The organism is Priestia sp. YIM B13489, assembly GCF_042787645.1.
GTDB lineage: Bacteria > Bacillota > Bacilli > Bacillales > Bacillaceae_H > Priestia > Priestia megaterium.
In genome coordinates, this window is record NZ_JBHZOQ010000053.1 from 4190057 (window position 1) to 4216470 (window position 26414).

Sequence of the window (26414 nt, forward strand, 5' to 3'; positions counted from 1 at the left end):
CCTTTATTTATGAGGTAGCGCGCTTTTTTATTATGAATTAGTAAAATACTCAGAGAGAAATTTGAACCATACCTTCTCCCCTTTTTCGTTCGGTTGGCCATTTTCATCAGATAAATACTTTAAAATGTCTTCCCCGTTATAATCTGGCCATGCGCTCCAATGATTTACAAACTCGTATCCATTTTCTTTAGCAAAGGTTTCTAAAGCCTTTACGTCATTAGGGTAATTTTGAGCTTGATAGACCGGAGCTGATGGTTGAAAAATAGTAACTAGATCTTTATTTTCACTTTCAATATGCTTCATAATAATTTGCAAGTTATCAATTGTATTGTTAATACCTACTACGCCGTTATCATTTAATAAAAATGGTTCAAAAAGCAAGATATCAGGCTTTGCTTTTGTAATTTCTTCATACGTTTTTGATTTCACAAATTCTAATGTATTCATTTGTTTGTATTCATACAACTCTACATTTATTAAATCCGTTCCATATGTATCTTCTACTTTATCTTTCAATAAAGTTCCCCACGTCTTTACATCTTTCTCAGGAGCGGATCCTACAATTACAAGCTTTATGGGATTTCCTGTTTTCTTTGCATTCTCTAATTTCTTTACAATTGATTCCGGCAGATTCTTAGTCTCGGTTTGAATATCCTTTTTTGTTTCTGCTGCACTTACTCTCGTAGGCTTTGTTTCGAACTGTTTGTCCAATTGATGATTCCAATACATCTTTCCTGCTACTAAAGATGAGATAAAGATGAGAATAGCAAATACGTTAATTAAAATTTTCATAAAATGTCTCCCTTACTATATCTTTCTTTTTTTCTTTTATTATAATATAATTTTAAAGTACATGAAGAAATTTGATTAAATTTGTCATTTTTTTAATCATTTTGACGTGTTTTCTGATGAAAAAGATAAGAATAATGGCTTACATAGAAGACATTTATTTTATCAATACATAAAGAAAAGGAAGAGAGGCTTCATATGGAAGAACAAGTACAACCTTCAAATGCGCGCAGACGCAAACGAAAAAAGCCGAAAAAGAAACGCGCGTTCAAAATTATTCTTGGTATTATTTTAGTATTAATTCTAGGTGTAGCAGGCTATGCATATAGCATATGGCATTCCGTTGAAAAGACATTCACACAAACTCATGAGCCATTAAAACGTGATGTATCTGAAAAACGTTCAAATAAAGTGAGCTTGGAAAATGGAGACCCTATTTCTATTTTACTATTAGGAGTAGATCAGCGTGCCGGTGACCGTGGACGTTCAGATTCTACTATTTTAATGACGGTAAACCCAAAGACACAGTCTATGAAGATGGTAAGTATTCCACGTGATACGCGAACTGAAATTGTAGGAAAAGGAACACAAGATAAAATTAACCACGCTTACGCCTTTGGTGGCGTAGATATGGCTGTAAATACTGTAGAAAAATTCTTAGACGTTCCTGTAGACTATTATGTTCAAGTGAATATGGAAAGCTTTAAAGACATTGTAGACGCTGTTGGCGGGGTAACTGTAAATAATAACCTTGCATTTAATTACGACGGCTACAGCTTCCAAAAAGGGCCTTTGAAATTAGATGGTAAAGAAGCATTGGCTTTCACACGTATGCGTAAACAAGACCCTCGCGGTGATTTTGGACGTCAGCAGCGTCAGCGTCAAGTCATTGAAGGCGTTATTGACGAAGGAGCTAGCGTTCAGTCTTTAACAAACTACGGTACGATTTTAGATGCAATTGGGCAAAATGTAAAAACAAACCTTACGTTTGATGACATGAAGCAAATTCAATCAAACTATAAAGACGCACGTAAAAATTCAGAACAGCTTCAAATAGATGGAAAAGGCGAAAAGATTAACGGTATCTATTACTATGCCGTATCTGATGACACGCGTAACCAACTATCTACTGAATTAAAAGAAAGTTTAAATCTAAAATAAAAAAAGATCGCGGGATGCATCCCGTGATCTTTTTTTATTTATTATGATTTTGTTACTTTTACTAATTCTGTGCTTTTTGCAACAGCTTTTTCTTTTCCAGCTTTCACGTATACGCGTACACGATAGTCGCCAGACTTCGTTAGCTTATAAGCTAACTCTTTTTTTGAAGAGTAAGGGATTTTTTGGAATAGCTTACCGTCTTTATAAACGGAATAAGCGTATTTAAGGTCTTTCCCTTCCGCTGTTGTTTTTACTTCTAAGCGTTTGTCTCCTACGTTTTTAATAGAGACTTTGTTTAATGCTGTTTTTTCTTGTTGAGTTTGTTCCGTTTTAGTTGGTTTGCTTGCAGTCTCTTTGTCATTGCTGCAGCCTGTAAATAATAATGCACCTGCTACGATTGGAATTAATACTTTTGCTTTCATTAGAGATCCTCCTCGAATAGTAGATATATCAATCTACATATCTATTCTCAATATTATTAAAATGCTTTATAAATCTTATGTATAAAACATTAAAATCGCTAAAAACAAAGACAGCATAGATAGAATGCCTACTTGAAAATAAAGCTTAAACGTTTTTCGTCTTTCTTTTTTTCGTTCACGTCGCTTTGTACGCTGCTCTAATGAGTATAAAGGCTGATTATACCCATTTTTTTCATTCATCAAAGCATATTCATCTTTTGCCTGATTGGCCAGCATATCTAGTTTATACTGCTTTTTCTCTTCATCAGTTAATCCATTAAACCATTTAACAAACTCTTTATATTTTTCTAAAACAACACGAGTGCCGCCAAATTGCTTTAACTCTCCAAAGTGAATCCACATGACCTTGTTGCATACACTGCGGATTTGAGTCAACGAATGACTTATAAAGAAAATAGTTTTACCTTGTTCTTTAAATTCATTAATCTTTTTCAAACATTTATCGTAAAATGTTTGATCTCCAACTGATAGCGCCTCATCTACTACCAATATATCTGGATTGGTATGAACAGAGATGGCAAATCCAAGCCTTGATTTCATACCGCTTGAATAGTTTTTTACCGGCTGAGTAATAAACTTTCCGATATCAGCAAATTCAATGATATCAGGAGTAATTTTTTTAATTTCTTCTTTCGTTAATCCATGCATCAGACACTTCAACTCGATATTTTCTAATCCATTTAAGTTATTATTTAACCCTACTGAAATAGCAATTAATGATGTTTCACCATTAATTTTAATATCACCTGACGTCTGAGGCACAACTTGCGACAGCAAGTTAGAAAGAGTGGATTTTCCCGATCCGTTAATTCCTACAACACCAATTGTTTCTCCTTCATTTACAGAAAAAGAAATGTTTCTTAGTGCGTAAAAGCTTTCATTTTTCTTTTTTGGAAAGAAAATTTCAAGCAGTTTATCGGATCTTTTTTTATATAAAACATACTTTTTACTAACGTTCTCAAATTGAACTTTTAGTGCCATAGATTACGCTCCTAGATTACAAGTAATCGATGAATTTATTTCTGAATTTCAAATGCAGGATTGATCCTACTGTTAGTATTAATAATGTGATAACCCAAAAATATAATGTGTATATCCAATCCTCATAAAACCAACCGTAACCTAACAATGAATATCTAAATCCTTGCACAATGTAAAAGAGCGGATTTAATTTTAAAATCGTTTCATATACATGTGACAATTTAGACGTATCCCATAAAATAGGCAATAAGTAAAGCACCATTCTCATTAATGATTGTAATATTTGCTGAAAATCTCTTATTAACGTTGAAATAGTTGATGTTAGCAGCGTAAGCGCAAATAAAAACACAAATAATGCTACTAAATAATATGGCAATTGAAGTAAATACCATCCCGGATTAATTCCATAAATGACGAAGATAACTCCCATAACCAGCATCATGATGATGAACTGAAAACTGTTACTGACAATCGTGACAGTTGGCAGTACACTGACTGGAAACTTCATTTTTGAAACCAAACTTACCCTTGCATACACACTGTTTGAACCTTGAGTAATGGAAGGACTAATAAAAAACCAGGGGATTAACCCTGCAATTAGCCACGCGAAGAATGGAATTCCGTGTACGGGTGCACCTCCACGAATTCCTAATCCAAAAACAAGCCAGTACAGAAGAATCTGTATGGCAGGTCCTAAAAACTGCCATACAGCTCCAAGATAGTGCATTTGGTATTTACTTTTTGCATCATAAAGAGATAATCTCAATATTAAATGAAAATTCGAGGATTGTTCTTTCAAAATCCTCCCTACAGAATTCATGCCATTACTTCTTCCTTCTTAAGGAATGCATGTAGGTTACCATAGTTAATATAGCTGAAATCGTCAGAACGGTTAGCTACTACGTTTTTTGTATCAAAAATACGTTTTGTTGCCATACCTTCTAATTCGCTCCAGTTTAATTCTTTGAATTCGTTATGGTCTGTTAACACAAGAACTAAATCAGAGTTGCGTACAGCTTCCTTAATATCTTGTTCCACCCAATCTTGTTCCACGTGAGGATCAAATGCGCGAATTTCATATTTGCCTTCTGCTTTTAATAAATCATAGATTTCCATTGCTGGACTTTCACGGATGTCGTCTACATTTCCTTTATACGTTAAACCGAATACTGTCACAACACGGCCGTCTACTTTTTCCATTAGAGCATTTGTGTTATCTACTACGTATTGAGGCATAGACGTGTTGATTGTTCTTGCTAGATTAATAAGCTGAGCTGTTTTAGGTGCTTTTGCAACGATGAAATACGGGTCTACAGCCAAGCAGTGTCCGCCTACACCCGGTCCAGGTGTATGAAGGTTTACACGCGGATGCTTATTAGCCATTTGAACAACTTCTAATGCATCGATTTCTAATTCGTTACATACTTTTGTTAATTCGTTTGCTAATGCAATGTTTACGTCACGGAATGTGTTTTCCATTAGTTTTGACATTTCTGCTGTTTTTGCATCTGTTTTAATGATTTCACCTTGTACAAATGTGCTGTATACCATCGCACCAGCTTCCGTACAATTTGGTGTAAGTCCTCCAACAATACGGTTGTTGTGGATTAGTTCGTGAAGAATTTGTCCTGGAAGTACACGTTCTGGACAATGTACTAAGAACACATCTTTACCAACTTCAAAGCCTGCTGCTTCTACTAACGGTTTCACATGGTCATCCATGCTGCGCGGTGCGATTGTAGATTCTACGATTAATACGTTTCCTTTTTCTAAGTAAGGAATAACATTGCTTACAGCACTTAATACATATGATAGATCACAAGATTTGTGTTGATCATCATGGTTTGGTGTTGGTACAGCTACGATGAATGCATCTGCTTTTTCCGGCTGTAATGCTGCGCGGAATGTACCTTTTTCAATTACTTCATTTAATGCTTCCTGCAGACCAGGCTCTTCTAAATGGATTTTCCCGTTGTTTAATGATTCAATTACGCGTTGACTTACGTCGACACCCACAACATCTACATCATGTTTTGCAAACATAATAGATGTTGGTAATCCAATATATCCTAATCCTACTGTACAAAGTTTCATTTTATTTCCTCCTGTGTTAACTGCTTAATAATGTTTTATATAAAGACACTATTCGTGTCTCTAACCGCTTTTTGTTTGTATTGATTTCTTACAAAAATTCTACATTTGTATTCGCCTTTGGCTCTTGGCTTATAGCGGAAAATTTCTTCGTCGATGTAAGACGTTTTGTGAACGATTTTATCGTCTTTATAAATGTAATACGCGTACTCTAAATTGCCGTGGCCTTCTGTGTCACATCGTACGATAAAGTAGCTCTCGTTATCTTTTAAAAGAGCTCTTTTAATTTTAAATGGCACATGTTCTACATACTGCACGTCTAAGATTTCGCTAATAGTTCGTCCAAGATATAGAGGAAAATAACCTTTTAAATCTTTATGGTTTGCTCGATCTTCTAAATCTAGCGTTACTTTATATCCTCTGTCTTTTAGCTGATGATACAGCGGAAGAACATGACTTTTGTGATGATAATCCCAAGTTCCTACATATAAACGGATGTCTGGTGCGCTATCCACGGGCTGATCTAGCAAGTTAAATAGAATTTGATTTAAGTATTCTTTGTTTACATTATCCGATCCCGAAATATACTCTGCAATGTTGACATGCTCTGCCTGATCAATCAAAAAGTCTCCTAATTTACTTTGAGGAGCACCGGCAATTACTTGTCCAAAATGATACTTAATTCCATAGTATAACGCCGCATAGCCGCCTTTAGACGAACCTACGGTCATGACATTTTTGTGCGTAAAACCGTGCTTAGACATAATATATTGAATAAGCGAAGATACGCTTGTTTCAATCACATGATTTCTATTTTTGCCTAAGTAGTAAGAGCCTTGTTCACCAAAATCATCTAAAATGAACAGTTTGTTCGCTCCAACTTCCTCTAACGTTTTCATGTAATTATATACATAATGATATTTATTAGCTAAAGCAGAAAAGACAATAACCAATTTATCTTGTAATGTCTCGTCAGCTGCTGGAACAAAGTGATACTTCACGCCATTCATAGATTGGTAATGTGACTCTAATTCAAAAGGTCCTTGATCTCTTGCTGCGATTTTATAATTCGCTAAGCGGAACTCTGTCACGACTTCAACCGACTCTTTCCCACTGCTGAAATCCAGCTCAAGCACAGTAGCAGGTTTTTTCGCTTCCATTTTAGGAAATACCCACCCTTGCACGTGCGGAACTGTTTGTTCACGCACTGCTCGGATATTCACATCTGTAGTAGACGTAATTTCAAGTTCAGCTACTTTGTTATTGTTTCTAAATAACTCGACAATTTGATCTCTTACGTGAACCTCTAAATCGGGAGCTACATGCCAAAACAGCTTGTATTGATGAGTATCTTCTGAAGCGACTTGATCACGTACAGTGATATGCTCAAGCTGCTTGTTATAGTGCACGTTACGTGTATGAGTCACTCCGCTATAACGTTCATTCACTCCCGTTGCTTCCGAGTAGTCTTCCGTTAGCTGATAATCTTTTATATATACTTTTTCGTGCTGATGATCCACTCGAGGAAGACCTTGTCCATCCACGATTAGCGTATTGTGTCCAAATGAAGAATACGCATATTTCGTAAACTTATCTTTGTAGTTATATCCATTCGGTCCAGCTTCTGTAATGATATCACCGTTTGAATAAATGTGCATATTTAAGTCATCACTGTGCTTATGGTAACTGGTATGATACGCTGCAGAAAACAGTACGTACGTCTCTTTTTCTTTTTTTTCCCATCCGCTTCTGAAGATCGCATAACCGGAGCCTTTGAACACAGCATCTTTTTCTACAGGCATTCTGCCAGCTTTACCTTGGTGTACTGCATATAGAAACTCTTCACTTTTGTATAAGCTTCGATAGCTGCTGTTTACAACAGGCTTAGACTCTGTATCACAAAGAGGCGGGAACAGTCCGTCTGGTCGAATAATATAAGTTGCATATTTTTCCGTCTTTTTAAATAAATCAACGAAAAACTTTGCGTGGTTAGGGCTCAAATCTTTCAGCCATACGACCAATTTATTTAAATAATTGGATACAAGAAAATGATAAGACGGCGAATGTTCCTTATGTACGCCTTCTTCTGTATACACATAGGTAAAGTAATCAACGAGACGCTTTAATGCAATATCACGATAATGATCTGACTCATCATCTGCTTCTTCAAAATACATCGCGTAAGCAAGCAGAGAAATATCTTGGAACATGCCGTGATTTGTATTTGTTGAATGGAAGTCATCTTGAGACAGTAAATTAGCCGTTTTAGCCATATTCTCTACGATAAGCTGTTCGTCGGATGAAGCAAGCTTGTCCTTTGCTAAAATGTATAACCTCAGCCAATACTGCAAACGCATTGCCGTTGTTTCATCGTGAAAAGCCATTTCATTTGAACCATTAGGATATGGATTTTTTTGAATCCAATCTTTGACTAACCCAATGGCTTTATCTTTATACTGCTCTTCTTTTGTCTCTTCGTAAGCATCCGTCAAACACCCTAAAAAAGTATGACCGTGAATCAAGCGTAAAAAACTTCTAGATTTATCTTCATTCCATAGAATTCCTTTTGGATATCGAATAACGCCAAAAGGCGGAAGTGGATATTTATTACCCATAATGTTTTTAGCAGCTGCTAGCGGATCTTTATTCCGACTTTTCGGTAAGATCCTCATCAGCTTTTGAATTTTTTCTTCATCCAATGCCCTTAATGCTTTTTTTGTATTTATCATTCAGTCATTTCCCACTTTCTCATATGCGCGCTGTACGCATACAAACTATAAATTTCAAAAGGAACTTATAGATTAACTTAAAACAGGCTCTGCAACGTTCACAATTAACTCTTCCCATTGATTCGTTACTTTTTCAGCTCCAAAGTGCTGCTTTACATACTCTTTTAAAGAAGCTTGAAGCTCTGCATCCATTTCTTTTGAGTTGAGTGCTAGTATGCGCTCTACTGCTTCCTCAACATCCGATAGAAGGTACTCTTTCGGATAGATCGTATCACTGCCATCCCAGTTAAGAATGATTGGATAAGCGCCTGAAGCCATTCCTTCACTTGGTGAAAGATGGAAGCTTTCGAAATCACTTGTTGATAGAATAATTCCTACCTTTGAAAGCCATTCAGAAATATCACTGAACCCTTCAAAAATAACAGCGTCTTTCCACGGAGCTTTTTCGATACGATTAAAAATTGCTTCGTAATATTCACGCTCTTCTTCCTTATTCCACAGCCACGAATATTCCTGCGGCATTTTCCCTTTGACAAACAGCTTATAGCGATTATCTTGATGCCATAACTTATCTAGCATATCTACAGCCAAGTCTAGACGCTTTCGCTGCGGACAAATTCCAATAATGCCTAAATGATACTTAGCGTCTTCCGTTTTAGGAGCATCCACTTTTTCTGTGTCTACTACGTTATAAATCATCGTCATCTTTTCACGCGGAAAATTAAACGTTCGATAAAATTCTTCATATACATATGGAGAAATCGCAATAATTTTATCGATATTTTCCATGTTAAAACTATGAGGATAAATCGTATCACGCTCTTGAAGATGCATGCGTACAATTAACTGCTGATGAGGCTTTTTATGCTGAGAATACCATACTGCATTTCCAAGTCCCCATTCACAAACAATAACGTCTGCCCACTCTAAGCAAGACTGGCTATGCTCTTCATCATGAGCATTATGGCCACTCCACTCATCCGTTTTAATTTCAAACCCAGGACGGCTTGCCAAACGGTCCATAATGATACGTGCAAATTTCAAATCATGTCCTGCAAATAATATCTTTTTCATTTTTGTAACCTCACAGCTCTATTTTATTTACCATAGCAGTGATGTCGTCCTTGCTGCTATCTTCTAATTTCAAGTAATTAAATTTGTCATTACTAAAGAACTGCTTGCCGTATTTAGCATATGACGCAAGACTTTGATCTTGTTCAAAGAGATTAATTACTTGCTCAAGCGAAAGATTGCTGTATACATTTGTTTTAGCAACGGAGCTCTGTGAAGATAACTCTCTTACAAACTCGTATTCTTGACCTGCGTTTTTCTCTTCAAGCTTTCCGTTTTCCACACTGTAGTGAGTTGTTTTACCAATAAAGTCACTGTCCGTAAACGTTGTGCTCAGCATTAAGTCTAGTAAATAATTTTGCCCATAATAGCTTTCTTGGCCAAAGTACGTTACATACTCACTTGAAATCCAGTCGCGAATGTTTAAGTAGTTATGCATATAACTGCGAACAAACGTGTGAATGGTTTTTGTGTTGTACTTATTGTAAAGATCTAAATAGCCATCGAATGTATCTACTAAAATATATAATTGCTTATTTTCATAAGCTTGACGGTTAAATTGATCAACGATGTTTTCAAACTCTTGACGCGTATTAGCAATCGCGACTACCGTAACTGTTGGCAGTTCAAAAGCAAAGTTTAAGCCCACTTTCTCAATGATGTACTCTAAGCGATGCGTATACGTATGCTTGGTTAATACATCTCGAATACCCGTTAAAGCTTTTTCTTCGTAGTAGCGTTCATCTTCTAACAGCTGCTTGAATTCTTCATGCAAACTCGTTGGATTTTCAGACATATAAACAAGATCACCGAAAATTTCTCCAATTCCCTGTGCGTACGTACTAATTACAGGTGTTCCACATGCTAAACCTTCATACACACGGCGGGAGAACATCGTAGGAGATTCTTTTACTGTATTTACGTTAATCATGACTTTGTAGCCTTTATAGGCTTTATCAATTTCGTAATACTTTAAGTTTCCTTTTACATAAGGAACAAAGCGATCCGGGAATTGATGGTTTGGCATAAGCCCTTTTAAGTTTTGAATATAGTTTCGATCATAAATATCTAATCCCACTTTAGCCGCGGCATCTAATAATCGATCCATATCAATACATCTTTCTTCATGATGACGATAATAAGATCCAGCGAAACACGCTTTGTTTTCGCGTTCATCCACGATTTTAATCGGATTATGAATAGCCGGCTGTGCAGCAAACGGCAGCGCAAATGCGTTTTGATGTCCAGCTCTTTCTTGGTAGTAAGGAACCATGTTTTCATCCGTTGTGAAAATGTAATCAAATCGTCTAGCTGTTTCAATAAAACGATTAAAGTGAACAGGATCTTCCTTGTTCCAGAATACGGTTGGCACATTATGTTCTTTACACCAAGCTAACAGTGAGTAAAGAGGCTTCATATTCTCTTCTCCGTAGTAACCAACACGCTTATTCCAAACGCCTCCGTTACCACGCCAAGCAGATTCAACCATTAACAAGTCCGGCTGTTCTTTTGTCATAACCTCAAGCCAGTTATCCGGCGTCATTTTAATTAATTTACATTCATGTTCATAAGAAGCCGTCGTAAATTCGTCAAAGATAACCGCCATCTTCATTTCTTTGATCGGCTTTGGAGGAAGCATGTTAAATGCATCTACTTCTTGTTTTGCTACGTAATCTAATGACTGCTCTCGTTCAATGCTTTTCATTTCATTAATAGAAATCGTATGAACATCAAATTCACCTTTTCCAGAAACCCGTAAAGCAATTCGGAACTGTGTAATATCAGGATGAATTTGAACTTTTGTCATTGAGTTAAATTTTAGCTGCAGCACTTGAAGCTTTTCTTCATCTGAATAGCCGATAAACATCGGAATCACAGCTACATCTTCATCCGCTTTCCCTTTTACAGTGAACTCATATTCAAATCCTTTTTGCATCGTCATGATATGGTGAGTCGGAAGCATTTTAAAGCTGTTATTTGTTTCTTTATACGAAATATAGCTGTTTTTGCCAGCTTCAATATTTACTGAACCGCGCAGCCCTTTTTCTGATGTAGAAAGCTGTACTAATTTCTTCGCGCTTGCAAACCAATCTGAAGCTTGTAGCTCTAGCTGTGCACTGTTGGTAATTTCAATTGGCTTTTCGTGAATGTTAATCTGCAGTCCTTTAAAGAATCCTCTTTCCGTCACACGTATTAAAAACTCAACGTGTTCTGTATCTTTTTTGAAACGCAGTTCAGCTTTTTCATTCAGCTCAAGCTGATGAATTTCATTTTGCTTGTGGTTTTTATATCCTACGGCATATACAACTAACTCAATACCTTCGTATACTTCACCTGCTGGCGTAATCAAATACGTAGAATCATGATCAACAGCTACTGAGATATTTTCACTTGTATTAAAGTGCTGAGCTGTTAAATGAATGAATTCTTGTCCTTTTAACTTCGATTGAAACAGCTGGTTCCAAGGATGATAAATGACACCATTATTTGACTCTTGCCATCCTTTAAGGGAGTGTTCGTTAAGAGCATATTTAACAGGTGCATCAACCGTCGTTTTAGGAATTGTTACTTCAACGTCATGAACCCACCAATAAGACACGTTGTTAATGATGATATCATCAAGCTTAAACTCACCTTTACCAGATACTCTCACTGCTAGACGAATAGAGTTATATTCTTCTTGGAAATGAATAAGCTTTTTATTATTTAACTTTAATTCATCTGTTCCTACTTTTTTTCCATCTTGGTAAAAGACAATAGCAAGACGTACATCAACAGAATTCTCTTTCTCACCTTGGAAGCAAACCGATAGTGTATCGTCATGAACAGCCACTGGACTTGCAGGCTGAGCAGAGAAAGCAGCGTTTCCTTCTCTATGCGTTACATAGGCGAATTGCTTGTCTTCAAAGCTTACGTTGAATTTCTTGTTAAATGGATCATAGTATAATTGATCGGACTTAGGCATGTACCACTGATTTTGTTCTAAAACAATATAATTTCCTTCTGTCAAAAGCTCGCTTTGATTCCAGAATCCTCGGTTATTAATTAACATGCTCTCAATTTTAAATGTTCCCTGCCCTTTCACGCGCAGCGCTAAGCGGATAGAATCAGTAGATTGAGAGAACGGTATAATACCTTCACTGTTCATTTCAAATCTATGTATACCTACTTTTTGACGATTTTTATATTCAATAATGAATAACTCGACGGAGACACTTTCACTTTTTGTCCCTTTGAAGACAAGCGTTTGCTGACTTGAAAAGTCAAACGCAATATTTTCTTCTACAGGAGCTTGTTGAAAGTCGATATTCTGCTCGCGATAAGTTAGATACGTATAGTTGTTAGAATTCAAATCAACAGTAAAACTTCGGTCGTCTTCATTAAATGAAACAGCAGCTTGATGCTTTTTAAACCAGCCGCTATTCGCTTCGACTTCTGAAAACTCTAGGCTTGGAATGCGATGTGCTTTTGCCCAATCTCTTTTTTGCGTAATCGACTTCATACGCTTTTGAATATCACTGATCATTATCTATGCCCCTTTGTTGCTTTATTTGTACCCATTCGCTTTCGAACCGTCCAGTACTTTAGCGTTAACTTCCCTAGAAAAGAACGGCTGATAGCCGCATATCTTTTTTCTAGCATCGTATAGCGCTTTTGCAAATCTTGGTACTCTTTTAATTCTTTTTCTCTTATGTTTAATTGTTCGATTAGTTCCGATTTAACCACTTGAAGTTCTTTTTCCAGAACTTCTACAGATACATGGCTATGGAGTTTGACACCCATACGCGTAAGTTCCTCCTTTTACGTTATATTGCTTGATAGACTTTCAAAAATTGAACTTGCTCACTTTCCCAGTTGTACTTGAACTTCGCTGTTTTACAGTTGTTGCTCATCGTCGCACGCAGCACAGGATCTCGTAACAAATGATTGACAGCACTCGCTATCTCTTTGTAATCATGCGAATCTACACACAGTCCAATATGCTCGCCTTCTACTACTTTTTTAATCTCCGGAAAATCGCATGCTACCACTGGTACATCGCTCATGATGTATTCAAATAACTTATTTGAAGAGGCCGAGTAGTGATTGAAGCACACATTATTTAATACTTGAAAACCTAAGTACGCATTTTTTGTATACTTCGGTAAGTCTTGCAGCGGTACTTTTGGAATAAACTTCACTTTATCTTCTAACTTCATTTCAACTACCATACGCTCTAGCTCTGGCTTGATACGTCCGTCTCCAATAAAGACTAACGTTCCTTCTTTAAATAACGGAGCCGCTTGAACAAGCTTTTCAAGGCCTCGTCCCGTTTGAATACCGCCTTGATACAACAGAATTTTTTCATTTTCAGGAAGCCCTAAGCGTTCGTGTAAATTCACTTGTTGCTGCTGCTTCGTTTTTGGACGAAACGGGTAGTTATAGACGACGTTTGGATAGAAGCCATATAAATCTTCATTGTATTTTGCACGCGTATGATTTTCTACAATCATAGAGTCAATTTTATTAATAAAGAACGACTCCATTTTTGCGTATACGCCGCTGTCATAGCCCGTTCTGCTCGTTTGCACCTCATGAGAATCATACACAAGGTACTTACGCTTAAAGCGAAGCTTTGAACAGATAAATCCTTGAGGAAGCGTATTTAAATCATTCGAATGATAAATATCGTACTTCTTCTTCCTGCCTTTTAAAATCATCCTTAAGATAATGCTTCCTCTTACCCAAACTACTTGCAGCTTTGTTTTTAATAACAGCGCGGCTACAATTGTAATAGGAAGGACTACATAAGGAGCTACGTACGCTGCTCCTAACCACAGCAAAAAAGCGATCAGAGCGAGTACTTTATATTTTAGAAGTGCGCGATACGCTTTTTTCATAAAAAGCAGCGAAGAAGGATAGCGCTTAACGCGATGAACGTGAAAATGTTCATTTACTTCTTCATACTGTTTTAAATCCGGATTGCTCGGATCATGAATACAAATTAAATCAACGGCATAACCATTCTCTGATAAAGCCGTACATTCGCGCAGGACGCGCGCATCATTGGTAAAATGATTCCATACAAACATACAGACATTTTTTCTCATAATACTTCAACCTTATCCACTGATCCTGTCTGCTCCACATGCAGCGGTTCAGAACTTTTATTCTCAATCAAACGTATTAATACTTCAATATTTTTCTCCCAGAAGAAATGCTTTTTCACATAATTCAAGCTGTTGCGAGACATTTCACCTCTTTTAGAAGGGTGCTGATACAAATACAGGATATGTCTTAGCATCTCATCTGCTGTATTTGTCTCGGATACAATTCCAGCTTCATGTGAAACAATCACGTCTTTGGCATAGCCAGAAACCGATGCGACAATCGGAATCCCACACGTCATATAATCAATGATCTTGCCAGGAAGAACCGTTTCAAATACTTGCTTACCGTTCAACGTCACAATTCCAATATGATGTTCAGAAATAATATGTAAGCACTCTTGACGAGTAGTTGGTTTAATAAATCGAACATTCGTTAGCTTATGCTCTTTGGCAAAACGTACAAATTCTTTCTTTTTAAATCCATATCCCATAACCGTCAATTCAATATTATACTCATGCAATTCTTTTGCAAGGTCCATTAGAACCGTTACATCTTGTGCTAAACCAATATTGCCTGCATACATGACTTTAAATACATCGCTTCCAGATTCAATCATTGAAATTTCATTACGATTTGCAGCATTAGGCATAAAATGAATTTTGTTTAATGGAATGGCATACTTCTCTGTCATAAAACGAATAAAGCCTTCACTATTTACAATAATATGATCTGCTTTTACATAGAGAATTTTCTCAAGACGACTGAAAACAGAAATGACGACCGGATAATTGAACACACCTACGCCTTTTAACGATTCAGGCCATAAATCTCGAATGTCTAAAATAAGCGGCCTTCGATAACGGTATTTGGCAAGCAGCCCGACGACAGCAATAAAAATAGGCGGAGATGTAACGAAAATCACATCGTACTTTTTTCGGTCGGTTAAAATGAATAACATCATTTTAAAAGCAATTTCTAAATAATACATTAAACGATTGATAATACTTCTAGAATACTTGCGATTTTTCACACCAATGCGCGTTACATCATTTTCTTCATCAATTGACTCATCATCCCAAAACTGTTCGTCATGATAGATCTTTTTATTTGGATATGTGGGCTCAGTCGTCAGTACATTTACGTCATAATTTTCATCTTTTAAGAGTTTATATATATTTTTTATACGATTTCCTGCACTACCGATTTCAGGATAAAAATGTTGAGAAATCACAAGTACCCTTTTTGTCAAAGCAACTTCACTCCAATACAATTTCACTAGCTCGCCAAGCGAACTAGTGAAACATCAATTAAGCTTTTACGTTTTCTCTCTGTAATAGCTCATCCATAAATGTAAGTAAATCATCACGTAAATCTTCATGCTGAAGAGCAAATTCTAGCGACGTTTGAATAAATCCAAGCTTTTCACCTACGTCGTAACGTTTGCCTTCAAAGTCGTAAGCAAATACGCGCTGAATTTCGTTCAGCTTTTGAATCGCATCCGTTAATTGGATCTCTCCACCTGCGCCTACTTCCTGCTGTTCTAAAAACTTAAAGATTTCAGGTGTAAAGATATAGCGTCCCATAATAGCTAGATTAGAAGGTGCTGTTCCTAATGCTGGCTTTTCAACAAATGTATCCACTTGATAACGGCGGCCATTGCTTGAAATAGGATCTACAATTCCGTAACGGTTCGTTTCGTTTTCTGGAACCGTCTGCACACCAATCACAGAAGATAACGTTTCATCATACTGATTCATTAACTGACGCAAGCAAGGCGTTTCTGCTTGAACAATGTCGTCTCCTAACAGTACAGCAAACGGCTCGTCCCCAATAAATTTGCGCGCACACCAAACCGCATGTCCTAATCCTTTTGGCTCTTTTTGACGGATGTAGTGAATTTCTACATTCGCTGATTGACGCACTTTTTCTAGAAGCTCGAATTTTTCCTTTTCTACAAGGTTTTGTTCTAGTTCAGGAGCATTATCAAAATGATCTTCAATCGCACGTTTCCCTTTACCCGTTACGATAATAATATCTTCAATACCAGATTCAATTGCTTCTTCAATAATGTACTGAATAGTCGGTTTGTCTACAATTGGAAGCATTTCTTTTGGCATTGCTTTTGTTGCCGGTAAGAAACGTGTACCTAATCCCGCAGCTGGAATAATTGCTTTTTTTACTTTTGACATGATTAAACTTCCCCCATCTACTAATTACTTATTTTGAGCATTAAAATATTCGCTAATCGCATCGGCAATACGTTTTGAAGCAAGGCCATCACCATACGGATTTGACGCTTTAGACATACGCGCATATTCTTCTTCATTTGTTAAAAGCTCTTTAGCAAGTGAATAAATGGTTTCTTCTTCTACACCTGCAAGCTTTAACGTACCAGCTTCAATGCCTTCAGGACGTTCAGTTGTATCACGAAGTACTAATACCGGCACACCTAATGAAGGAGCTTCTTCTTGCACGCCGCCTGAATCCGTTAAAATGATATGAGCACGTGAAGCGAAATTATGGAAGTCTACTACTTCTAGAGGTTCAATTAATTGAATGCGAGGATCATTTCCTAACACTTCATCTGCCAATTCACGAACAACAGGATTTAAATGTACAGGATAGACTACTTGTACGTCATCATGTTCCTCTACAATTCGTTTAATCGCACGGAACATATTGCGCATTGGTTCACCAAGATTTTCACGGCGGTGAGCCGTTAACAAAATTAAACGATCATTTCCTACACGATCTAATACGGGGTGAGAATATTCTTCTAATACCGTTGTTTTTAATGCATCAATTGCCGTGTTTCCTGTAATAAACAACGTTTCTTCTTTTTTGTTTTCCTGCAATAAGTTATGAGCAGACTTTGTAGTAGGAGCAAAATGAAGATCCGCTAATACTCCTGTTAACTGGCGGTTCATTTCTTCCGGGTACGGAGAATATTTATTCCATGTACGAAGACCTGCTTCTACATGGCCTACTTTGATTTGATTATAAAAAGCCGCAAGACCTGCAATGAAGGTTGTTGTTGTATCGCCATGAACAAGTACGATATCAGGCTGGACTTCTTTCATGACTTGATCCAGTCCCTGAAGTCCGCGTGTTGTTACGTCCATAAGCGTTTGACGGTCTTTCATAATGTTCAAGTCGTGATCTGGTGTAATATCAAACACACGCAGCACTTGATCTAGCATTTCACGGTGCTGAGCTGTTACTGTCACTATAGATTCAAATTCTTCTGAACGTTTGTTTAATTCTAATACAAGAGGAGCCATTTTAATGGCTTCTGGACGTGTTCCAAAAATTGTCATTACTTTAATACGCTGTTGCAATGCAGTCACCTAGTTTCATTAAATTATGTATAGAAGCACTAGTATGTTTAATAGAAGATACTAGTCTCTTTTTTTATAAAGTTCTTGTTCTTTTTGCTGAATGGCATGTGCTAAATGTTTCTTTAAAATCAGCAGCTGATCGTAAGACGCATCTTGATAAATATACCGCACAGCCTTTTTTACACTCTTAGGTAAATGATCAAATTCTTTCATGATTTTTATACTGCTCAATAGCTTCTACCCTCTAGGCATTAAAAAATACCTAGAAACTTTTTCCGCATAATTTTTTCCGGGGATTCTTTGTAGCATCTTGTTCCGTCTACAACGCATTGAGCGTTTTCTAGAAACATATAATAATAATCTCTTCCATGCTCACTCTCAATCAGATCAATCGCCGCTTGCATATGAAAAGAACGATGTTGGAGGTTATGAGCGTCTGATGAAACAAAGTGTACAAGGTTGGCGTCTATTAACTGGTGAGAAAATTTCTTTATTTTCTTTCCAAAGTGTCCAACCAAGCTAGAAGCTGTAACTTGAGCTAATGCTCCTTTATTAATAAAGTTATAGAGAAGATCAGGATCTTCTAACAACCGACTGTTTCGTTCTGGATGGACAATAATAGGGATCATTCCCTGTGATTGAATATCAAACAGCAGCCGCTCCGCATATCGAGGGACTTGACTCGAAGGAAATTCAACAAACAAGTATTTTCCCGTATTGTTTAAAGTGAGAATCTTGCCTTCATGATAGTCGTCTAAGATTTCACCGTAAATACGGTTTTCTTGACCAGGTAAAATGGTTAATGGCACTCCTTCACGAACTAATAAACTATTTAATTGTTCAACACTCTGTAAAATAGCTTCTTTTTCATTGAGATATCTGCCATTCTGATGATGAGGCGTGGCAACAATAGCCGTAATGCCTTCTGATACCGCTCGTTTTGCCATTTCAATACTCATCACACTACTTGCAGAACCATCATCCACATTAGGCAAAATGTGACAATGCAAGTCAATCATCTACCCTCACCCCTATCCTTCTTAAGACCTAATAAAAGCAATACTTATGTTAGCATATTATAACATGTATTTCTATGTCTTTTTTTGTCGAAACATCTGCAAATCAACGCCCTGTAAATATTTAAGAATAGTCTGAATATATATATTCATTTCATTCGAACTACTAAACAAGCCCTAAAAAGTGCTGTTCACCGAGAAAAACCTACTTTTTAGCTATCTTGTAAATACATTAATAAACAGCAAAATTTTACTAATTTTTCATAAGTGCCTCAACCATGAAAAAACTCACATTTTAAACTTTTTATAACAATAGTCATAATTTCTTATAGGTTGCTTCTATAAAAATACGCCAAAAAGCCTCCCCGCTAGCAGATGCTAGCGGGGAGGCTTCGATTAATTGGTACCATAATAGTAATAGTAGTTGCCTTCTTCTACTTTGCGGTTATTTAACACAACCCCAAGCAGTTTGCCTTGCGCATTGCTTAACAGCTCTTTCGATTTTAACGCAGCGTCTTTTTCCGTTTTACCGCTGCTGACTACTAAAATCGTGCCGTCTACTTGATTCGCTAAAATCTGTGCATCAGCCACAGCCAAAATCGGAGGCGTATCAAAAATAATCATATCAAACTGTTCTTTCATTTCTTTTAACAACTCGGCCATCTGAGCAGATGCTAACAGTTCAGATGGATTCGGCGGAATCGGACCGCTTGTTAAGACAGAAAGATGAGGAATTTCTGACTCTTGAACCGCTTGCGCTAACGTAGATTGACGAGTTAATACATTCGTAAGGCCAATATGGTTTTCTAACCGGAACGTGTAATGACCCGTTGGTTTACGTAAATCAGCGTCAATGAGTAATACGTTTAAACCTTGCTGTGCGTAAACAGTTGCTAGATTAGAAGTCGTTGTAGACTTTCCTTCTTCAGCACCGCTTGATGTGACAACAATCGTTTTAATGTCTTGATCAACGTTGGAGAACTGAATATTTGTACGAATCGTACGGTACTGCTCTGCTACCGGATCTTTTGGACTGTTATGAGCAAGCAAACGTCTTTTTAACGTCAGCATCTTATCATTTTTTTGAGCTTTGTTTTTACGAGCCATACGTTTCACCTCTTTGCGGTACGCGAGCAGCTACATCTGGTCGCGATACGTTTGATGGCTTAGGCACATCTTTAATATTCGTAACGACTCCAATTACAGGAAGGTCTAGAATATTTTCAATATCTTGTTCCGTTTTCAACGTGTTGTCTAAGTATTCAAGCAGGAATGACAGCCCAATACCTACCATTAAACCGACTACTACTGCAATCGCAATATTTAAAAGCGGCTGAGGCTTAATTGGACTTGCACTTTCACCAACCGTTGCTTTTGACAGCACTTTAACATTGTCAACATTCATAAGTTTAGGCACTTGCTTTTGGAAAACAGAAGCCGTTGTATTCGCAATTTGAGCCGCACGTTTTGCACTTGTATCTTGTACGACAATCTGTGCTACCTGCGAGTCCTGTGCGCTTGTTACTTGAATTTGACCGCTTAGGGATTGAGCGGACTTATCCATTTTTAACTCTTTGACCACTTTATCTAAAATAGCCGGACTTGTAATAATATCATTGTACGTGTTAATAAGCTGTACGTTTGTTTGAACGGTTTGTGTATTGTACAGTTGCTGATCATTTTTCGCTTGATTGACTAAAATTTGTGTTTTTGATTCATACACAGGCGTTAGCACAAAAAAGCTAATCACTCCACTTGCGGTTGCAGCGATAATTGTAATCAGTACAATAAGCCACAGACGCTTACGAAGCACTGCAAACAACTCTCGCAAACTAATTGTCTCTTCCATAGTTGACCTCCGAACTTAGTAACTTCTAAAAATTCAATATATTGTTCATTATAGTTGACAAAAGATTCTTTTACTATATTCTTTTGTAAATTAAATGAAATATTGACAGTTCTTATTTTTTCTTTCTATCTTTATATCGACATGGCATGTAAAATATTTATACCATTTATGATAAATGACCTATTATGTTCTTACACGGTCCGTTAGATTTTTGCCATATCACCAGCAACATTTGCGGCTTCGTATATACGTTTAACATTCTCATTTGGATGAGAAGCAATAACTTCGAGCTGGCCTGTTAAAGTAAATGCTTCAATCGAACTTGGCAAAATAAAATGATCTCCTTTTTGCAGCGGAAACTCTCCTTCTTCTGTCCAAAGCATTCCGTTTCCTTCAATGACACTTCCTAGTGTAAAGTTCTGCGTTTGAACTAGCTCAAGCGAAGACTGTATGTCCCATTTATAGACAGAAAAATAATCTTCTTCTAAAAAAGTAGTGATGGTGCCGCCTTTTTCTTGAAGACTAATGGGCTCTATATGTGATGCGATATGAGGAATGGTTGTCACATCAATTGCTTTTTCTAAGTGAAGTTCTCGCAGCTTTCCTTCTTGTCCAAGACGATTGTAATCATACACACGATACGTTGTATCTGAACTTTGCTGCGTTTCAAGAACGAGAGTTCCTTCACAAAGAGCATGCAGCGTACCGCTCGGAACATAGAAAAAATCACCGGGCTTGATTTTTACACGCTGTAACAAATCATTCCAGTGACCTTCGTTTACTAACTGCATAAATTCTTCTTTACTTTGTGCACGGTGACCAAAAATCATCGTCGCATCTTCTTTACAGTCTAAAATGTACCAACATTCTGTTTTACCGAGCTCACCATTTTCGAATTCCTGTGCATATTCATCACCTGGATGCACTTGAATAGATAAATCATCATTGGCATCTAAAATTTTTGTTAAAAGTGGAAAGCAAGGGCTATTAAAATGCCCAAATATCTCTGGATGCTCATCCCAAAGCTCACCTAGCGTTTTGCCGGCATAATGACCTTCTCGAACTGTATTCGGACCGTTTGGATGAGCAGAAATGGCCCAGCACTCTCCCGTTTGAGCGGAAGGTATACTATACCCGTACTGACTCTCCAACTCGGTTCCACCCCAGATACGTTCTTGAAATAGAGGCGCTAAAAAAATAGGTGCTTTTTTCATCGTTTTGAATGAACTCCTTACTTACTGTTTATTTTTTTATTGATTTCTTCTGCGATATGTACCGCTTCATTTTTATAACGATTGATTTGCTGCCGCCTGCATGTCTCAATGAGCAAAGGAGTTACTATTAAGCTTTCTAACTCTTTCCACTCTATCAGGTCGCATAGCAGGTGACGAACTAAATAATCAATTGTATGACGGTCTTCTTTCATGCTGCTGCGATTTGTAATCAACAGCGGCACACCAGCACAAACCGCTTCACTAATCGTGCCCCAGCCTGCTTTTGTTAAAACAAGATCAGCGGCTGCTACATAGTGCTGCGTTTCTGTTTCATCTTGAGGAATTTTATAGACATTGGGATGAGTAACATCCACATTCGATGAAACGATAAACTTGCAGTTTGGACTTTGCCAAATAGGCAGGTCGGACAACGTTTCAATATCTACTTTCATCCCCAGACCGAAGTAGATAATGTCACTCTCACCTTCAGGATCAATCTCTTTACGAATACGCTGTACTTCAGCATCGTTTATTTCTCTTGAATAAAAACCAAAGCTTTGATTTTCTTTGATACCCCAATGTGGCTCATCACTGCATGCTAGCAAAAACTGATATGTCATCTGCTGATAACGTTTTTCTAAAAATTCCAGCGATAGCTCTCCAATTAACCCTTCGTATGCTGTAAACCAAGTGAAATTTGATATTCCTAAAGAAGGCAGGTTTAATAGATAGGCACCTGCGATCCCCAACGGAGAAATATCCGAAATCACAAATGAAACGTTGGCTACTTTCATAAAGTGCACTTCATACATAAGCTTCGTATGAAAGCTTGATACATAAGAAGCAACTCGATGATTTAACAAATCAGCGTCTGGTTCTAATGAATTTCCCTTTAGCACGTAGCCAACATCCGTTAAAATCTCTCGAAACCTCACACGACGTTCATATTTAAAAGATTGTCTAAGAAACTCAATCGCAAATGAATGACAAATAATAATTTCTATTCCTTCATTTTGCTTTAATAATTGACGAATAATGGCCGTGCTTCTAGTCGCATGACCATATCCGTAGTCTGAAATATAATAGGCAATTGTTTTCAACCAGAAGCACCTCCTCATTGCTTGCATAAAAAAATAGAAGCTTTGACTTTATCTAAGCTTCTATCCCTTATAAAATCACCTGCGGTCTTGATGATTGGAATTGTTTGATCACATCATTCCAATCATAAATAAGACGAATAGTATCTTCGTTTGAAATCACTTTTCCCGTTTGGACTTCAATAAATTCTAGGTCAGTTAACGCATGAATTCCGTGCTTTTTACCAGCCGGCAAGTGAATAATGTCTCCTGCTTTTACGCGGCGAATGTAGTCATCAAGCGCAAGCTCTCCTTCTCCGCGTACAATCGTCCATACTTCATCACGTAAATTGTGATAGTGATACGTCGAGTTCTTCCCTTTCGAAATATGAATACGTTTTGTAACCATTTCAGTTTCTTCATCATACTTCGCATAATCTAACACGCGTGACCAGCCCCAAAGACGTTCTTCATACATTGGAGGATAGTTCCAGTCGCCAATAATTTCTTTAATCTTAGGACTAGATGCTTTATCCGCAACTAAGATTCCGTCTGGACTAGCTGCAACGACTACATCTTTTACGCCTAATACCGTAACTGGAATATCTAATTCATTTACTAAATGCGTATTATCTGAGTCGTCCGTTAATACACCTTTTCCAATTTGAGATGTGGCCATTTCTTCCGTTAACGTATTCCACGTGCCGAGATCTTTCCAATAGCCATCATACGGAAGAGCAACGATATGACTTGCTTTCTCTACCACTTCATAATCAAAACTAATTTTAGGCAAGGTTGCATATTCTTTATGAAGCGTTTCAAATTGAAGAGGTAAATTCTTCTCTTGTAGTATTTGAAGCAAATAACCCAAACGGAACGCAAAAACGCCGCAGTTCCAAAGCGCACGCTGATTAATTAATCCAACAGCTGCTTCTTCACTCGGCTTTTCTGTAAAACAATCCACTGTAAAATAACTGTCCCCTTGTACTTTTCCTTCCGGTACAATATATCCATATTTAGATGAAGGATACGTAGGGGTAACCCCCATCAACGCTAAATCCGCTTTTGAATCACGAAGCACACTTTCTAAATCTTTTACTCGTTCAAAAAATCCGTCTTCCACGTACGGATCAACTGGCAGCACCACAACGATTTCATCTTCAGATGCTTGTTCTTCAGAATGAAGATAAGAGGCAGCTAAAGCAATCGCCGGAAACGTATCGCGGCGCTCAGGCTCGATAATTAGCGGAATGTCGGTTCCGACCTGACCTCGAATCATATCACGCTGAAGCTTAGACGTCGCAATGACTGTTGATTCATTCAACCCAACTGTTTCAATTTGATTCCAGACGCGCTGAACCATTGACTCTTTCTGTCCGTCTCGTCCTTCTAATACCTTTAAAAACTGTTTCGAACGCGTATCATTTGATAATGGCCACAGACGCTTACCAGATCCACCCGATAACAATACAAGTTTCATTTATTTCCCTCCAATAAAAAAAGACCTGCTTCTTTGCAGCTCTTGCTTGTAGTTTATTTTAAATTCATTTCAGACCTACATCATTAAATTAAAGAAACTTCTAGGTTATGAATTGTCTCTCTTCCAATAGAGTCGTACACCATAGATGCACTTTTTACGTTTTCTAAGTCGTAGCAGTTTCTACCGTCAATAACAATTGGATTTTTCATTAGTTTGCTATAATTTGCTAAATCAAAGTGCTTTACTTGATCCCACTCTGTAAAGATAAAGCAAACATCTGCATCTTTAAGCGTTTCTTCAATTGAATAACAATATGTCACATCTTCCGGATGTACTTTCTTAAAGTTATCAATACCAATTGGATCCCATGCTTTAACATTTGCTCCGTCTTCTAACATAAGCGGAATATTCACAAGCGTAGGTGCTTCTCGCAAATCATCCGTTCCTGGTTTAAACGTTAGTCCTAGAACGGCTACATTTAATCCTTTTAAACTATCGAAATATTTTCTGGATTTTTTAATAAGCTTAAGCTTTTGATTTTCATTTACATCAATCGCAGCTTTTACTGTCTTTAACTCATAATCATGGAAATTCGCCAGCCAGTGCAATGCTTTGGTATCTTTCGGGAAACAAGATCCACCGTAGCCAATTCCTGCATTTAAAAACTTATTTCCAATACGACCATCATATCCCATACCAAGCGCCACATCTTCAATATTTGCTCCAATAATCTCGCAAAGATTTGCAATCTCATTAATAAATGATATCTTTAACGCTAAGAAATCATTAGATGCATATTTAATCATTTCAGCACTTTTTCTGTTTGTTACTACGATTGGAGCATTAAAGTTTTTATATACTTCTTTCAATGTCTCACCAGCAGCTTCTTCTTCTACTCCAATTACGATTCGTGAAGTATGAAGCGTATCTTTTACGGCTGTTCCTTGGGATAAAAACTCTGGATTTGAAGCAACATATACATTTACATCATGTTTCAACTGAGATTTAATCAGACTTTCAATTTTATCATTTGTACCAATTGGCACTGTTGATTTCACTACCACTACGCAGTCTTTTTCAATACTAGAAGCGATTTGCTCGGCTACGCCATACACATAACTTAAATTTGCTGAACCATCAGCCTTTTCTGGAGTACCAACACCAATAAAAATAACGTCTGCATCTTTGTAAGCAGACTGGTAATCTGTTGTAAAATGCAAACGTTCCATATTATTATTCATTAACTCTTCAAGACCTGGTTCATAGATAGGTGACACACCTGATTTCATTAATGCTACTTTGTTAGCATCAATGTCTACACATGTTACGGAATGTTTATGTGCTGCTAGGCAAACTCCCGTTACTAAACCCACATATCCTGTTCCAGCTACTGATATTTTCATCTTTTATCCCGCCCTTATTTACAAATCTTTATAGTAAATTTGATATTTAGTATCTCTTCATATTTTTAATTTCTCTTGGGTATAATTTTGAGATTCATTACCCAATTTGTATTTAACAACTTTAGCCGGGTTACCCGCTACCACAGTATAAGGTGGAACGTCCTTTGTTACTACTGCTCCTGCACCTACAGTTGCCCCCTTCCCAATAGTAACTCCAGGGAGTATAATACACCTAGCTCCTATCCATACACGATCTTCTATAATAACTGGCTCTCTTTTAGTATATCCTTCAAATATTAACTCATCTTTATTGAATTTATGATTTATAGTATAAATTAAACAGTCTGGTCCCATCATCACGTGATTTCCAATTTTTGTTTCAGCTTGAACCGAACACCTTATACCAACACTTGCATAATGGCCTAAGGATACATTCTTTCCTATAGAACATCCCTTTTCTATAATGCAATTTTCACCTATTTCTTTAGCAATACGCTTAGCACAATAATATCTAAATCTCTTTCCAAAAGAACCTAATGGTTGATATGAAGTCGGTAAAATGGATCCTATCGTCCCTAGCAACATTTGATGAATCTTACTATTCATCCTTCTTCCCTCCTATTTATTTAATTTGATTCGAATA

General features: G+C 37.2%; 23 protein-coding genes. 1 reads left to right on the forward strand and 22 read right to left on the reverse strand.

Features of this window, described 5'->3' with window-relative positions; genetic code table 11:
• Positions 1 to 30 precede the first annotated feature (30 nt).
• Complete coding sequence (locus tag ACFX4W_RS27505; protein WP_043979832.1) at positions 31 to 792, reverse strand: SGNH/GDSL hydrolase family protein; 762 nt, start codon at positions 790 to 792, stop codon at positions 31 to 33.
• 195 nt (positions 793 to 987) lie between these two features.
• On the opposite strand from ACFX4W_RS27505, the gene tagU reads away from it, so the two are divergent.
• The gene (gene tagU, locus ACFX4W_RS27510; protein WP_043979834.1) at positions 988 to 1950 is read left to right on the forward strand and encodes a polyisoprenyl-teichoic acid--peptidoglycan teichoic acid transferase TagU; all 963 of its coding nucleotides are present in this window, start codon (positions 988 to 990) and stop codon (positions 1948 to 1950) included.
• Between the two features lie 41 nt (positions 1951 to 1991).
• Here the strand turns inward: tagU and ACFX4W_RS27515 are convergent, their stop codons facing one another.
• From ACFX4W_RS27515 to ACFX4W_RS27615, 21 genes are all read right to left on the reverse strand, one after another.
• Positions 1992 to 2372 (reverse strand): triple tyrosine motif-containing protein, encoded by a 381-nt coding sequence (locus ACFX4W_RS27515; protein WP_043979836.1) that lies wholly within the window; start codon positions 2370 to 2372, stop codon positions 1992 to 1994.
• A gap of 75 nt (positions 2373 to 2447) precedes the next feature.
• Complete coding sequence (gene tagH, locus ACFX4W_RS27520) at positions 2448 to 3413, reverse strand: teichoic acids export ABC transporter ATP-binding subunit TagH (RefSeq protein ID WP_043980596.1); 966 nt, start codon at positions 3411 to 3413, stop codon at positions 2448 to 2450.
• Between the two features lie 16 nt (positions 3414 to 3429).
• Positions 3430 to 4233 (reverse strand): ABC transporter permease, encoded by an 804-nt coding sequence (locus tag ACFX4W_RS27525; protein WP_043979838.1) that lies wholly within the window; start codon positions 4231 to 4233, stop codon positions 3430 to 3432.
• Complete coding sequence (locus tag ACFX4W_RS27530) at positions 4230 to 5507, reverse strand: nucleotide sugar dehydrogenase (RefSeq protein ID WP_043979840.1); 1278 nt, start codon at positions 5505 to 5507, stop codon at positions 4230 to 4232. Before ACFX4W_RS27530 ends, ACFX4W_RS27525 begins: the two co-directional genes overlap by 4 nt.
• Before the next feature lie 35 nt (positions 5508 to 5542).
• Positions 5543 to 8233, reverse strand: coding sequence for an accessory Sec system protein Asp2 (locus tag ACFX4W_RS27535; protein WP_043979842.1), 2691 nt, complete (start codon positions 8231 to 8233; stop codon positions 5543 to 5545).
• A gap of 72 nt (positions 8234 to 8305) precedes the next feature.
• On the reverse strand, positions 8306 to 9307 hold the full coding sequence (locus ACFX4W_RS27540; RefSeq protein ID WP_043979844.1) for a glycosyltransferase family 4 protein: 1002 nt from the start codon (positions 9305 to 9307) through the stop codon (positions 8306 to 8308).
• A 10-nt stretch (positions 9308 to 9317) separates the two neighbouring features.
• The gene (locus tag ACFX4W_RS27545; RefSeq protein ID WP_043979845.1) at positions 9318 to 12830 is read right to left on the reverse strand and encodes a CgeB family protein; all 3513 of its coding nucleotides are present in this window, start codon (positions 12828 to 12830) and stop codon (positions 9318 to 9320) included.
• A complete protein-coding gene (locus ACFX4W_RS27550) occupies positions 12830 to 13087 on the reverse strand; it encodes a hypothetical protein (RefSeq protein ID WP_043979847.1) in 258 nt (85 codons plus the stop codon). The genes ACFX4W_RS27545 and ACFX4W_RS27550 overlap by 1 nt, the downstream gene beginning before the upstream one ends.
• 23 nt (positions 13088 to 13110) lie before the next feature.
• A complete protein-coding gene (locus tag ACFX4W_RS27555; RefSeq protein WP_043979849.1) occupies positions 13111 to 14397 on the reverse strand; it encodes a glycosyltransferase in 1287 nt (428 codons plus the stop codon).
• Entirely contained in the window at positions 14391 to 15644 is a 1254-nt protein-coding gene (locus ACFX4W_RS27560) for a glycosyltransferase family 4 protein (protein WP_377560360.1), read from the reverse strand. The genes ACFX4W_RS27555 and ACFX4W_RS27560 overlap by 7 nt, the downstream gene beginning before the upstream one ends.
• A 58-nt stretch (positions 15645 to 15702) precedes the next feature.
• Positions 15703 to 16584, reverse strand: coding sequence for a UTP--glucose-1-phosphate uridylyltransferase GalU (gene galU, locus ACFX4W_RS27565; RefSeq protein ID WP_043979854.1), 882 nt, complete (start codon positions 16582 to 16584; stop codon positions 15703 to 15705).
• Between the two features lie 24 nt (positions 16585 to 16608).
• The gene (gene wecB / locus ACFX4W_RS27570; protein ID WP_043979857.1) at positions 16609 to 17733 is read right to left on the reverse strand and encodes a non-hydrolyzing UDP-N-acetylglucosamine 2-epimerase; all 1125 of its coding nucleotides are present in this window, start codon (positions 17731 to 17733) and stop codon (positions 16609 to 16611) included.
• Positions 17734 to 17793: 60 nt separating this feature from the next.
• Complete coding sequence (locus ACFX4W_RS27575) at positions 17794 to 17964, reverse strand: hypothetical protein (RefSeq protein WP_157842258.1); 171 nt, start codon at positions 17962 to 17964, stop codon at positions 17794 to 17796.
• A gap of 20 nt (positions 17965 to 17984) precedes the next feature.
• Positions 17985 to 18752 carry a tyrosine-protein phosphatase gene (locus tag ACFX4W_RS27580; protein WP_323618546.1) on the reverse strand — a complete coding sequence of 256 codons (768 nt, stop codon included), beginning with the start codon at positions 18750 to 18752 and terminating at the stop codon, positions 17985 to 17987.
• Positions 18753 to 19145: 393 nt separating this feature from the next.
• Positions 19146 to 19856 (reverse strand): CpsD/CapB family tyrosine-protein kinase, encoded by a 711-nt coding sequence (locus ACFX4W_RS27585; protein ID WP_043979863.1) that lies wholly within the window; start codon positions 19854 to 19856, stop codon positions 19146 to 19148.
• The gene (locus ACFX4W_RS27590) at positions 19846 to 20598 is read right to left on the reverse strand and encodes a YveK family protein (RefSeq protein ID WP_043979866.1); all 753 of its coding nucleotides are present in this window, start codon (positions 20596 to 20598) and stop codon (positions 19846 to 19848) included. The genes ACFX4W_RS27585 and ACFX4W_RS27590 overlap by 11 nt, the downstream gene beginning before the upstream one ends.
• A gap of 203 nt (positions 20599 to 20801) precedes the next feature.
• Positions 20802 to 21812, reverse strand: coding sequence for a mannose-6-phosphate isomerase, class I (gene manA / locus ACFX4W_RS27595; protein ID WP_377560363.1), 1011 nt, complete (start codon positions 21810 to 21812; stop codon positions 20802 to 20804).
• A gap of 17 nt (positions 21813 to 21829) precedes the next feature.
• Entirely contained in the window at positions 21830 to 22912 is a 1083-nt protein-coding gene (locus ACFX4W_RS27600; RefSeq protein WP_377560365.1) for a glycosyltransferase, read from the reverse strand.
• Between the two features lie 67 nt (positions 22913 to 22979).
• A complete protein-coding gene (locus ACFX4W_RS27605; RefSeq protein ID WP_377560368.1) occupies positions 22980 to 24368 on the reverse strand; it encodes a sugar phosphate nucleotidyltransferase in 1389 nt (462 codons plus the stop codon).
• A gap of 83 nt (positions 24369 to 24451) precedes the next feature.
• Positions 24452 to 25771 carry a UDP-glucose dehydrogenase family protein gene (locus ACFX4W_RS27610; protein WP_377560370.1) on the reverse strand — a complete coding sequence of 440 codons (1320 nt, stop codon included), beginning with the start codon at positions 25769 to 25771 and terminating at the stop codon, positions 24452 to 24454.
• A 57-nt stretch (positions 25772 to 25828) separates the two neighbouring features.
• Complete coding sequence (locus tag ACFX4W_RS27615; RefSeq protein ID WP_377560373.1) at positions 25829 to 26377, reverse strand: acyltransferase; 549 nt, start codon at positions 26375 to 26377, stop codon at positions 25829 to 25831.
• Between the last annotated feature and the right edge of the window lie 37 nt (positions 26378 to 26414).